Source organism: Pseudomonas sp. Q1-7, assembly GCF_028010285.1.
Taxonomy (GTDB): Bacteria; Pseudomonadota; Gammaproteobacteria; order Pseudomonadales; family Pseudomonadaceae; genus Metapseudomonas.
The window spans coordinates 1,969,557-1,982,577 of record NZ_CP116304.1 but is presented as its reverse complement, the minus strand read 5'-3'; the positions used below and the strand labels follow the sequence as shown (position 1 = coordinate 1,982,577).

At 66.7% G+C, this 13,021-nt stretch carries 4 protein-coding genes and 1 pseudogene; 3 read left to right on the top strand and 2 right to left on the bottom strand.

Going from position 1 to position 13,021, the window contains the following annotated elements; translation table 11 throughout:
• The 3 genes and pseudogenes from PJW05_RS09175 to PJW05_RS09165 form a co-directional block, all read left to right on the top strand.
• Positions 1-276 carry a hypothetical protein gene (locus tag PJW05_RS09175; protein ID WP_271411400.1) on the top strand — a complete coding sequence of 92 codons (276 nt, stop codon included), beginning with the start codon at positions 1-3 and terminating at the stop codon, positions 274-276.
• A complete protein-coding gene (locus PJW05_RS09170) occupies positions 266-1,306 on the top strand; it encodes a copper resistance protein B (protein ID WP_271411399.1) in 1,041 nt (346 codons plus the stop codon). Before PJW05_RS09175 ends, PJW05_RS09170 begins: the two co-directional genes overlap by 11 nt.
• Positions 1,307-1,316: 10 nt before the next feature.
• Positions 1,317-1,922: pseudogene (locus PJW05_RS09165) on the top strand (c-type cytochrome); the annotation flags it as partial.
• A 298-nt stretch (positions 1,923-2,220) separates the two neighbouring features.
• Here PJW05_RS09165 and PJW05_RS09160 read toward each other — a convergent pair.
• Both PJW05_RS09160 and PJW05_RS09155 read right to left on the bottom strand, forming a co-directional pair.
• On the bottom strand, positions 2,221-3,714 hold the full coding sequence (locus PJW05_RS09160) for a TolC family protein (protein ID WP_271411398.1): 1,494 nt from the start codon (positions 3,712-3,714) through the stop codon (positions 2,221-2,223).
• 52 nt (positions 3,715-3,766) lie between these two features.
• Positions 3,767-13,009 carry a DUF4347 domain-containing protein gene (locus tag PJW05_RS09155; RefSeq protein WP_271411397.1) on the bottom strand — a complete coding sequence of 3,081 codons (9,243 nt, stop codon included), beginning with the start codon at positions 13,007-13,009 and terminating at the stop codon, positions 3,767-3,769.
• Positions 13,010-13,021: the final 12 nt, after the last annotated feature.

The following is a 13,021-nucleotide window of genomic DNA, read 5'->3' as shown; positions in this document are numbered from 1 at the left end:
ATGAACCAATCGATGCAGATCCTCGGCGCCGCCACCCTGGCCCTCGTCCTGCTGGCCCCCGCCGCCTGGGCCGGCGAGAACGACCAGGCTGGCCAGCACAACGCCCACGCTGGCGAACCGCACAAGAAGATGGCGCATGACCAGATGAGCCATGGGCAGATGGATCACGGCGCCATGGATCACAGCCAGATGAACGGCATGGATCACTCGAAGATGGACCACGGCGCCATGCACAAGGACGCCAAGCCCAAGGCGGACAGCAACGATGATCGATAGCCTCAAGCGCCCTGCCCTGCTCGCCCTGGCGCTGGCCACGGCTGGCGGCGCACAGGCGGCGGAAAGCATGGACCACGGTGCCATGGACCACAGCCAAATGCAGCACGGCCAGATGGACCACGGCGCCATGGACCATAGCCAGATGCAGCACGGCCAGATGGACCACGGCGCCATGGACCACAGCCAGATGCAGCACGGCCAGATGGACCACGGCGCCATGGACCATAGCCAAATGCAGCACGGCCAGATGGACCACGGTGCCATGGACCACAGCCAGATGCAGCACGGCCAGCCGCCTTCCGCCATCCCCGGCTACGGCAGCCGCACGCCCATTCCGACACCGACCGACGCCGATCGCGCGGCAGCCTTCCCGGCGCTACCGCCGCACCGCATGCACGCCGGCGGTATCCACAGCTTCTTCCTGCTGGACCAGCTGGAATACCAGGACGCCGACGATGCCAGCGTGCTGAGCTGGGACGCTTCCGGCTGGATCGGCGGCGACATCAACCGTTTCTGGTTCCGCTCCGAGGGTGAACGCGCCAACGGCACCACCGAGGAAGCCGAGGTGCAGGCGCTCTACGGCCGCGCCATCGGCCCCTGGTGGGACCTGGTGGCCGGCGTGCGCCAGGATTTCAAGCCGGGTTCGCCGCAGACCTGGGCCGCCTTCGGCGTGCAGGGCATGGCCCTGTACGGCTTCGAGGCGGAAGCCACCGCCTTCCTCGGCGAGAACGGTCAGAGCGCCCTGCGCCTGGAAGGCGACTACGACATCCTGTTGACCAACCGGCTGATCCTGCAGCCGACGGCGGAAGTGAACCTCTACGGCCGCAACGATCACGAACGCGGCGCCGGCTCGGGGCTGGCCAATACCGAAGTGGGACTGCGCCTGCGCTACGAGATCGTCCGCGAGTTCGCGCCCTATATCGGCGTGACCTGGAATCGCAACTACGGCAACACCGCCGACTTCGCCCGCGAAGAAGGCGAGGACAACAACGAAGCGCGCTTCGTTGCCGGTATCCGCCTCTGGTTCTGAGAGCCCGACCATGAAAAGAACAATAAAGACCCTGGCCCTCGCCGGCCTGGTGGTCACCGCCGGTGCCGCCGGGGTGGTGTACAACGGCATGGTGAACGTCGCCGCCGACGACCCGCACTACTCCCTGGTGCACGCCTTCCTCGCCGCCGCGCGGGACCGCTCCATCGAGGTACGCGCACGGAATATCCAGGTTCCACCGCTGACCGGCGCGGACCTGATCCGTGCCGGCGCCGGCAACTACGACGCCATGTGCGTGGACTGCCACCTGGCACCGGGCCTTGCCGCCACCGAACTCAGCCAGGCCCTCTACCCCGCCCCGCCGAACCTCGCCCGGCTCGGGGTGGACGGCGACCCGGCGGCGGCCTTCTGGATCATCAAGCACGGCATCAAGTCCACCGGCATGCCAGCCTGGGGCAAGAGCATGGGCGACGAGCACATCTGGGGCCTGGTGGCCTTCCTGAAGCAGCTACCGGCCCTGGATGCGGACGGCTATCGGCAACTGGTGGCCAGCAGCGACGGGCACCAGCACGGCGGCGGCGAAAGCGCCAGTCACGGTCACGGCCATGGGGCCGGGGCGGCTGATGATGAAGGGCATGACCATGGGGAGCATGCGCACTGAGGCGGGGCGATGGGTCTCGCTTTGCCCTGTGGGGGCGAATTCATTCGCCAAGGCGACTGGATTTTCCCGGATTGCAACCGGGCGACGAACTGTGGGAGCGAATTCATTCGCGAATCGGGTGGCTTCGAGCAAGCCGGAAACCACCCTCACCCCAACCCTCTCCCAGAGGGAGAGGGGGCCAGCAGCGTGCTTCACCGGTCCACCATCCGAAGACCGGCATGGCGCCGCTGGTGGATGAAAAAGCGCCATCCACCCTACGGGACAGCTGCGCTGTCCATCGCGAATAAATTCGCTCCTACCGTCCGCCGATGTCCCCGCTTTCCCAGCGCGACTCGCCGCTTTGCAGGGCGCTGGCGATGGTCGCCAGCTTGTCGTCCGGCAAGGTCTCCGGCAACGGGTCGACGCCGGCGCTGACGAACAGTTGGGCGTAGGCATTGCGCAGCTCGGCGTAGGACAGGTCGCGCTTGAGTTGCGCCTGCAGGGTGTTGAGTTCGCCCTGGATCAGGTCCAGCTCGCCGATGCTCTGGGTCTTGTAGCGGTTGCGCAGTTGCTCGGCGATCTCGCCGTCCAGCTTCGCCAGTTCCTGGTTGGTCTGGAACTGCCGCTGGGCTTCGTGGTAGTTGGCGTTGGCCACGTAGAGCTGGGCCAGCACCGCCATGGACATGGCCTGTCGGCGTGCCGCCGCCACATTCTCCCCGGCCTTGGCCACGTCGATGGCCGCCGGTGCGGACAGCGCGTTGAACAGGTTCCAGGTCACCTTCACCCCGTAGTCGGCCCAGCTCTGGTTCACCAGGAAGGAGTTGCTGTCGTAGTGCCCGCCGGCGCTGAACTCCAGGCCCGGCAGCAGGCGCAGCATGGCCTTGCGCGTCTCGGCGGCGCTGATGCGCGCCTGGTAGTCCTGCTCGCGCAGTTCCGGCCGGCTGGCCAGGGCTTCTTCTTCCAGGCGGGCGATGTCTACCTTGAGCTCGGGCACTGCGTAGCCGTCGGCGGCCGCCAGGCTGAAGTCGGTGTTCAGGGGCAGGTTGATCAGCGCCGCCAGTTCGGTCTTGGCCAGGGACAGCGCGCGGCGCTGCTCTTCCAACTGACGGGTGGCCTCGATCAGCGCACGCTGGTAGCTCAGCGCCTGCACCGGATCGCCGATGCGCTCGGCACTCATCCGCTGGCTGCTGCCGCGCGCTTCGTCGACCCGCGCCATCAGGCTGTCGATCTGCTGCAGCAGGCGATCGGCGGCGACGGCTCGCCAGTAGGCCGAGCGCACGTCCTGGATGATGGTGTGGACCACCTTGCGGCGTCGCTCTTCGACGATCAGGCGCTGGTCGGCCTGTTGCTTGGCGCTGACGTAGCTGACACCGAAGTCGAGCACGTTCCACACCATGGTCAGGTCCGCCACGCCACGGTCGCGGTCCTGGGAGGTCGAGGGTTCCAGCGACTGGGTGTTGGTCAGCACGCTCTGGCTGCTGGAGGCGCTGACGTTGCTGCGCCCGGCATAGCCCGCTTCCATGGCCATGCGCGGCAGCATGTCGAAGGTGGCGAGGTCCACCTGGCGCTTGGCCAGGGCTTCTTCCATGACCTTCAGCCGCGCCTCCAGGTTGTACTTCACGGCACGGGCCATGGCCTGGTGGAGGGTCAGGGGCCCACTCAGGGGCTCCTGGTCCTTGAACATGGTCGCCAGGTCCTGCCGGGCGCGCTGTTCGCTGACGCTACGATCGATGGGCTGGCTGGTCACCGCGCAACCGGTGACCGCCAGCGCCAGCACGCTTACGGTGAAAAACTTCGCTGCTCTGCTCATCCTTGGGCCGCCCCCTAGACACGGCACTTTCCGATTTCCAACGTGTTGTTCTTCAAACCTGGGGGCGATCCGCCTGGATCTGTCCCAGTGCCAGGGCCAACGCCCTGACCTGACGCTGCTCGCTGTCCTTGATGTCCTGCAACTGCTGGCCGAGCGTGGGCGCACCGAAGATGCCCTGGCCGCTCCCCCCGGAGCCGCCCTTCCACTGCTTGCCGTCGAACAGTTTCATTTCGCCGGACTCCTGGGGCACATCCTTGTCGAAGAAGCTCGACAGACTGCTGCTGCCGAACACACCGCCATCCCCGCCACCAAAGCCGAGGAAGCCCGCGCCGGAGCCGTCGCCGAAGCCGTCGCTGCTACCGAATACCTGCGCGATGAAGCTGGGCGCCAGCGCCCCCTGGTTGATGAAGATGTTGCCCAGGGTGGGAATACCGCTGCCCAGGGTCGGCGCCTCGAACAGCGGCGGCGGAATGAGCGGCGAGGTGAACGGCGGCGGCGGTGGCGACGGCAGCACGCTATCCACCGGTACGGTGGGCTCGGGCGGCAGGATGACCGGCGGGCTTGCGCGGAACTCCGGATCGCCGTCGCTCTGCGGCACGCTGTAAGTCTGCGCCGACAGAGCGGAGACCTGCGGGTTGCCGGCAACGTCGGTGATCAGGGTGCCGGAGGTGTTCAGGCCCAGGGTCAGGGTGCCGGAACCGGCAACGTTGCTGATCGTGACCAGGAAGGTACGGGCATCCACCTGCACCAGCGACTGCAGGGTTCCGGTGACGTTGCCGGTGGTGATCAGGTTGAAGTCGCTGAGGTCAACGCCGCTGACGTTCTCGTCGAAGATCACGGTGTACTGCACGCTGCCGGGGGTCGGCAGCGGCGCTACGGTGGCGCTTACCCCAGGCGCGGTGGTGTCCACGATCACGCCGCTGGTGTTTCCGACGCCGTTGAGGGTCAGGTTGAGGTCGTTTCCGGTGGCGTCGCGCAGGCTGGCGCCGTTGGTCAGCAAACTGCTCACCGCGATGCCATCGGCATCGTTGTCGCCTGGGCGCACGCTGTACTGAAACACCAGGGTGTTGGTGCCGGAGCCCGCCACATAGTCGGCGAACACCGTAGTGCCACCGATATCCAGGGCCAGGCGCGGGCTGCCGCTCACCGTGACGACCTCGCTCAGGTTCACCACGAAGGTCAGGCTGTCGCCAGCGTTGTAGGCCACGCCGACGGGCACACTGACGCCGGTGACCGTAGGGGTATCGCGGTCGACACTGTAGACCGCACCAGTCAGTCCGCCGGTGATGGCGTTGCCAGCCTGGTCGATGATGCCGGTGCCGGACGCGTTCAGGTTCAGGCCCAGGGTGCCGGTGCCGCTCAGGCCGCTGACGGTGATCTGGAACGTCCGCGCATCGAGCTGCACCAGGCTCGCCAGGCTGCCGGCAGCCGTGCCAGTACCCACCAGATTGAAGTCACTGAGGCTCACGCCGCTCACGCTTTCGCTGAAGGTCACAGTAAAGCGCACGCTGCCAGCGTTGGTCGGCGACGGGTCGATGGCGACTATGCCGCTTGGGAACGGTGCCACAGTGTCGACTATCACGCCGCTAGTACCACCGATGTTGTTCAGCGTCAGGTTCATGGTATTGCCGGCAGCATCCTGCAAGACGGCGCCGTTGGTCAGCAGACCATTCACCGCGATGCCATCGGCATCGTTGTCGCCTGGGCGCACGCTGTACTGGAACACCAGGGTGTTGGTGCCGGAGCCCGCCACGTAGTCGGCGAACACCGTGGTGCCGCCGATATCCAGGGCCAGGCGCGGGGTGCCATTGACGATGATGGCCTCGCTGGCATTGACCACGAAGGTCAGGGTATCGCCGGCGTTGTAGGGCACCCCCACCGGGACGGAGACGCTGGCCACCGTGGGCACCACGGCATCCACCCGAATGTTGCTGGTATTACCCACGCTGGCGAGCACGGGATTGAGATCGTTGCCGACCGCGTCGCGTAGTGTGCCGCCATTGGCCTGGATGCTGCCGCCGACGCTGATGCCGTTGGTGTCGAACTGGCCGTTGCTGACGGTCAGGCGGAAAACCAGTGCCGTGGCGCCGGAGCCGCTGAGGTACTCGGCGAATACGGTGCCGCCGCCATCCAGGGTGATGGCGATGCGCGGCATGCCGCCGGTGGTGTCGACGGTCACGGCCTCGCTGAGGTTGACGGTGAAGTCGAGGTTCTGCCCAGCAACGTAGGTTCCATTGGCCGGCACCTCGACGCTGGTGACGCTTGGGGCGATGCCATCGATCACCAGTTCGGCGTTGTCCGCCAGGCTGTCCCCGCCGCCGACGACGGGAAGGGTAATGACGGCCGGAGCGCCCAGGCTGACGCTGGCGATGCTTGCGTCATTGAGGACCAGGGCGGCGGTGGAGTGGTAATTCAAGTCGGCGCTGACGTCTCCGGCCTGCACCACATAGGCGAAAGTGAGGGTGTTGGTGCCGCTACCGCTCACATAGATCGCGGTGCGATCGACCAGGCCGGTTTCCAGCAGTAGCGTGGGTAAGCCACCGGCCACGTTGACCGCCTGGTCGAAGGTGACGGTGATGTTGATCGTGTCGCCCACCTTGTAGCCGCCGTCGGGGCTGCTGCTGGAGACGCCGGTGATCGTCGGATTGGGCTGGACGACGTTGACGGTGATGGTGTCGCTGTCGGTCTGGTTGCCACCGCTGCCAGAGAGCCCGAGGTCATCGGTGGTGATCTGCAACGAGGCGGGGCCGAAATAGCCGCCGGTGGGTGTGAAGGCCAAACCTGCCAGGGCAGTGTTGATGTTGGCGATGCTGCCCTCGAAGGTCATGGTGGCATCGCCGGTGCCGTCGCCCACCTGGAAGCTCAGGCCCACCGTGCCACTCAAGGTGATCAGACCATTCGTTGCGGTCAGGGTGACGCGCACCGAGCCGCCGCCGGCATCCAGATCGCTGATCGTGATCGCATTGCCATTGCCCGTACTGAAGGTCAGGACGCCATCCTGCTGCATCGTCTGGGTGGCCGGGACCGTGTTGACCGGGGCATCGTTCACCGGCGTTACCGACAGGGTCACAGTGGTACTGGCAGACAGGCTGCCACCGGTACCCGTGTTGCCGCCGTCGTTGATGGTGACGCTCAGGGTGACGTCGCTGGCCGCGTTGCTGGCGGTGAGGTAACTGACACCACCGCCGGCGATGAAGGCGTTGATGTCGCTGATGGAGCCAGTCAGGGTCAGCGCCGACGCGGTCCCCCCCACGGTGACACCGCCGCTGCTGGTGGCGGCGAGGCTGCCCGAACCCACGCCGAGTGTGACGGTGACGCCAGCGAAACCGGCATCGACGTCGGCGAAGCTGATTCCGGTGAGCGGCTGCGCCACATCCTCGGTCACGCCGATGCTGCCGGGAGCGACGATGGTCGGCGCATCGTTCACGGCCGTGACGGTCAGGGTTAGGACGTCGCTGTCGGTCTTCGCCGCGCCGCCGGAAAGGCCATTGTCGTTGATGGCGACGGTCAGGGTGACGTTGCCGGCGGCATTGGTGGCCGAGGTGAAGCTCAGGTTGGCACCGGCGATGAAAGCATTGATGTTGGCGATGGAGCCGGTGAGGGTCAGCGCCGACGTGGTACCGCCCACGATGACGCCACCACCGCTGCTGGCGGCAAGGCTGCCCGAGGCCACGCTGAAGGTGACAGTGACGGTACCACTGCCCGCATCGGCGTCGCTGAAACTGATTCCGGTGAGAGCTGTGGCGGTGTCCTCCGGCAGGCTGATGCTGACCGGTACGTTCACCACCGGCGCATCGTTGGTTTCCGTCACGGTGACGCCACGGGTCGCGCTGCTGCTCGTGGCGAGGCCATCACTCACCGCGAAGCTGATGGTGCGCGTGGCGGTATTCGGCGTTTCCGAGCTGTTGCTGTAGGTGACGGCACGCAGTGCGGCCTGCCACTGCGCTGCACTGGCGCCGCCGGCCGACGTCAGCGTCAGCACGCCCGTGGCGCTGTTGTAGCTGGCGCTGATGTCACCCATGGTGGCGCCATTGTTGGTGAAGCCCAGCACGTCCTGCCCGCTGATGAAGTTGCCGGTGATGCTCACCGTGGCACTCGGCAGCAGCGGCGAGTCGCTGTCGACGACCGTGATGCCGCCATCGACCACCACCGGGGTCGAGGCGACGTTGTCGCCCTCGACGAACGAGGTGCTGCCACCGCTGGCGCTGACCACCGGGGCATCGTTGACCGCGGTGACGGTGAGGCTGGCGGTGTCGCTGGACAGGGAGAACGGCGTGGTGCCCCCCGAGGACGAGGCGTCGGCCTTGGTGCCCTGCTGGCCACTGGTGGCACCGGTCTGGTCCCAGGCGCGATAGGTCAGGCTGGCCGTGGTGCCATTGACGCCGTCCGGGACGAAACGTACCCGGTCGGTGCCGCGCAGCAGCAGCGCGCTGCTGCCCGAGACGACGCCTACATTCTGCCAACTGGCGCCGCCGTCCAGGCTGTATTGCCAGGTGCCGTTGCCCGCGTTCAGGCCGGTGATGGCGATGCCGCTGAGCGCGCCACTGTCGGCATCGGTGATGCCGGCACCGGCGAAGCTGGCGACGGTCTGCCCGGGGTTGTTGACGTCGGTGTCGGTCAGGCCGGTCAGGATGGGCGAACTCGGGGCGAGGACCGGCGCATCGTTGGTCCCCACCAGGTTCACCACGGCCGAGCTGGAAGAGTTGCCGCCAGCACCGTCGCTGAAGGTCCAGCTCAGCGTGACGCTGGCGGGGGGCGCATCGGACGTCGAGGCGTAGGTGATCTGCCGCAGGACGGCGGTGACATCCGCGGTGGTGGGAACCTGACCGCCTGCATCGCTGAAGGTCAGCGTCAGTTGACCGGACGTAGCGGTATCGAAGCTGGCGATCACCTGACCGTTCTTGATCAGTTGGCTGCCGCTGCGGGTGATGCCGTTGCCATCGCTGAAGCCGAATACATCCTGGGCGTTGGCGCCGCCGTTGCGCACCAGCACCAGGGATGCACCGTTGTAGTTGCCGTTGCCGCCATTGAGCTGATCGAGCTCGGTATCGGACACCGTTACGTCGGCGTCGATCACGGTGGGCGCGCCGCCCTCGGTGTGGGTGCCGCCGCCATCGAGGTTGCCCAGCACGGGCGCCGTGTTCGTCGGCGCGGTCAGGGTGAAGTCGTTGCCTGAACCGCCGGCGTAGCTGGCGGTCAGCACCGTACCGTTGCCGCCGGCCGTGAGCGTGCCGCCCTCGGCCAGGCCGCTGAAGGTGCCGGCAATGGCGTCGACGCCATCGTTGTCGACAAGAACGTAGCTATCGCCCAGGCCGGGCGCGTAGCCGTGGGTAATCGCCAGGGTGGCGCCGGCCACATTCACCGAACCGTTCACCAGGATCTGGTCATGGCCGATGCCGGCGGTGGTGCCGTTGATCTCCACGGCCAGGGTGCTGCCCGCATTCATCTGCAGGTTGCCGTTCACCGTCAGGGTGCCGACGCTGATGCCCGGCGAGAGGGTGCCGCCGCTCTGGACCGTTACATCGCCGCCCAGGGTGCCGCTACCCGCCAGGGTGGCACCACTGGCCACCGTGGTGGCGCTGGCGGTGCTGCCGGTCAGCGACAAGGTACCGGCGGAAACCGTGGTGGTGCCGGCATGGGTGTTGGCGTTCGAGAGTGTCAGCACACCAGCGCCCACCTTGGTGAGCCCGGCAGTGCCCGACACGACGCCGGACAGCGTCAGCGCGTTGGCATTGCTGATGACGCCACCGCCAGTGTTGAGCGTGAACGCATTGCTCAGCGTGACATTGCCGCCGGTGAGCTGCAGTACGCCGGCGGTGCCGAGGATCAGCGTATTGCCGCTGATGTTGCTGGCATCGGTGATGCTCAGGGTGCCGCCCCCCGTCACGGAGGTCGTGCCGGTGTAGCCATTGCTGCCGCTCAGGGTAAGGGTGCCCGTGCCGCTCTTGACCAGGTTGCCGGAGCCATTGATGGAGCCACTGAAGGTGGTGCTCAGGTTGGCCGCCCCGGTAGTGAGGGTGTTGCTGCCCAGTTGCACCGTCCCCGCTCCCACCAGTGCGCCAAGGGTTTCGCTGGCGGAGAGCGTCAGCGTGGCACCCGAACTCACCGACACACTGGAGGCGTCGGCGATGGCGGCGCCGCCACTCAGTGTCAGTCCGCCGGCCTGCACTTGCGTCGAGCCGCTGTAGGCGTTGCTGCCCGACAGCGTCAGGGTGCCGCTGCCGACCTTGGTCAGGCCGCCGCTGCCGGAAAAATTGCCGGAGAACGTAGTGCTGGTGTTGTCGCCGCCGGTGGTCAGGGTATTGGCGCCGAGCGCCACGCCGCCGGCGCCGTCCAGCGAGCCGATGGTTTCGCTGCTCGACAGCGTGAGCGTGGCGCCGCTACCGACGGTGACCGCCGCGGAGTCCGCCAGGGCCGCGCCGCCCTGGAGGGTCAGCCCGCCGACCGAAACATTGGTGACGCCGAGATAACTGTTGTTGCCGCTCAGGGTGAGGGTCCCGGCGCCGATCTTGGTCAGGCCGCCGCTGCCGCTGAGGCTGCCACTGAGGGTGGCGCTGGTGGACGCGCTCACCGTGGACGTCGCGGCCAGGACAATCGCGTTGTCGACGGTGGTGGTGTTGGTCAGCGCCAGGGTGCCGCCGTTCAGGGTGAGTGTTCCACTGCTCAGATGGGCGTCGCTGGCGACCGACAGGGTGCCGGCGCTGACGCTGATGCCGCCGCTGGCATTGCCGGAGTTGTCGGCATTGCTCAAGACCAGGGTGCCGGCATCGGTCTTGTTCAAGCTGGACGATCCGCTCAGGACGCCGCTGAGGGTCAGGGTGGCGCCGCTGGCGGCACTGATGTCGGCATTGCCCGTCAGGGTGACGCTGCCACTCAGGGTCGACGTGCCGGAAATCAGGTGGAGGGCGCCGTAGTTGATGGCGCTCACCTGCTTGCCGCTGCCGCTGACCGAAAGATTTTCGGCGATGCTCAAGCCGCCGCCGATGCGCAGGGTCGCGCCATCGCTGACGGCGGTGCCGCCGGCGGTGGTGCCAAGGGCGTTGGCATGGTTCGCGATCAGGGTGCCGGCGAACAGGGTGGTCGCGCCGCTGTAGCCGTTGTCGCCGTTGAGCTGCAGGATCGCCTGGCCGTTCTTGGTCAGGCTGCCGGAACCGCTGACGCTACCGCTCAGGGTCAAGCTGGCGGCCCCGCCCCCGCCGCCGACATTGATGGTGCCGCCGGCCGCCCCCAGCACCACCGCATTGTCGATGGTGAAACTGCTGGCGCCGTTGGTCAGGGTTCCGCCGTTCAGCGTCAGTGTGCCGGACGACAGATGATCGTCGTTGCTCACCTGCAAGGTGCCGTCACTGACCGTGATACCTCCCGACATGCTGGCTTCATTGCCGGTGCTGGAGAGCGTCAGCGTGCCCCCACCGGCCTTGTTCAGCGCCCCGCTGCCGGCCAGGGTACTGGCGATGCCGACGGTACCCGAGCTATTGGTGAAGTTCAGCGTGGTGCCCCCGCCCAGGGTAATGGTGCTGCCGCTGATGACGAGGCCCGAGGCCGCATCGGCGTTGATGGTCAGGCTTTCGTTGATGGCGAGGTTGCCGGCCAGCGACATGCTGCTGGTGAAACCGCTGCCGAAGATCAGCGTCTGGGTTCCGGTGCCGTCGGCGGCGGCGATGGCCACCGCCTCGCTGAAACTCACGCCGTCACTCACGTTGACGGTGGCGGTATCGGTGGTGTTGGTGATGTAGATGGTGTTGCTGGTGACCGTGGCGTCGGCCGTGACGCTGGAGGTGCCGTCGTTCAAGGTGTAGCGCACGGTCGCATCGCCGGCCGGGGTGTTGTTGCGGTAGGTGATGTGCCGCGCCACGTCGTTGACCAGGGCGGTGGTCGCGGTGGTCGCGCTGCTGGTGAAATTGATGATCAGCACGCCACCGCTGCTGGTGTAGGTGGCGAAGGTCATGTCATTGGCCTGCAGTTCGCCGCTCGTGGCCGAGCCACTGACGGTGAACAGCGCGCCCGCGGTATCGAAGCCGAAGACATCGGCGGCCACGGCAGCACCGGGACGCTGCAGGGTCAGGCTGGCACCGGCCCAGTTGCCATTGCCACCATTCAGGGCGCCCAGCTCCGCATCGGCGAGGGTGGCATTGGCACCGTCATCCAGGAACACCGTACCGCCGACACCGGCCCAGTCGACGATGTCGCCATTGACGCCGCCGAGGGTGGGCGCTGCATTGGCCGGAGAGGTCGTGAAGCTGAGGAAGTCCATGTTGGCGGGCGAGCCCTGGAAGGCGCCCGTATCGATGAAACGTATGGTGAAGGACGTGATGTTCAGCAGATTGGTGGTGATGACGATGGACTGGTTGGACTGGTTGCTGATCAGGACGCTGGTGACCTTCGCGCCATAGTCGCCAGTGGGATAGATCTCGAACTGGAAGTCGTTGTTGTCGTTGAATGGGCGTAGCGTGATGCTGTCGAGATTGAATGCCGTGCCGGAGCTACTGGCGATGGTGAACTCCACCGGCGGAGTATTGAAGGCGTTGGTATTGACGTCCAGATAGATGGAGTCGAGGGTGCCCGCCATATTCCCGGCATCTTGATTGTCCGAGTAAATCCAATCGTCGCCCGCGTTGTTCAACCAGCTCGAGTTGAGCGTCACGGTGGCCAGCAGGGCGTCGTAGTCCGGTGTGCCGGCCAGCCAGGGCGACCCGGCTTCGACACTCCCCACGCGGGCCTCGAGTGCCCAGTCCCCCCCCTTGGCCAGGCTCCCGGTGGCATCGCTGGAAGCCGCCACATCGGCCGCCGTGAGGTTGGCGATCTGCTGGATCAGGGTCTGGCCGGAGCCCTTGGCCACGTCGCAGCCGTAGAGCAGGATATCGCCGTCGGCCTTCAATGCGTCGCCAATGGCGGCCAGGTCGCCGGCGCGTTGCTGGAGGCTGCCCATGTCCAGCACCGAGGTGCCCAGCAACACCTGCCCTTCCGCGCCGTGGCTGATGATATGGATGGCGTCGAGACCGCTGCGGCCGTCCAGGTAGTCGGCGATCTGTCGCAGACCATCCTTGCTGCCATCCAGCACCACCACCTCGGTGCCCGGTTTGATGGCGGCAACCAGTTGCTGGAAGTCCTTGACGCCGTTGTCGATGAAGACCACTTCCTGGCGCTGGTCACCGGTGCCGGCCGTGGGGGTGGCGGCCAGGCCGTCATGGGTCGAAAGCTCTGAGGTGGCGCTGTCCTGCGCATCGGGGGTGTCGGTGGGCTGGCTGGCCGCGGTATCGGCAACGGTGGCGGCAACCGCACCGTCGAACATCATGCGAGGTTCGAG

What these genes read in the sequence shown, in the direction of transcription:
- PJW05_RS09175 (WP_271411400.1), top strand. Translation starts at nt 1, where the DNA reads ATGAACCAATCGATGCAGATCCTCGGCGCCGCCACCCTGGCCCTCGTC.
- PJW05_RS09170 (WP_271411399.1), top strand. Translation starts at nt 266, where the DNA reads ATGATCGATAGCCTCAAGCGCCCTGCCCTGCTCGCCCTGGCGCTGGCC.
- PJW05_RS09160 (WP_271411398.1), bottom strand. Translation starts at nt 3,714, where the DNA reads ATGAGCAGAGCAGCGAAGTTTTTCACCGTAAGCGTGCTGGCGCTGGCG.
- PJW05_RS09155 (WP_271411397.1), bottom strand. Translation starts at nt 13,009, where the DNA reads ATGATGTTCGACGGTGCGGTTGCCGCCACCGTTGCCGATACCGCGGCC.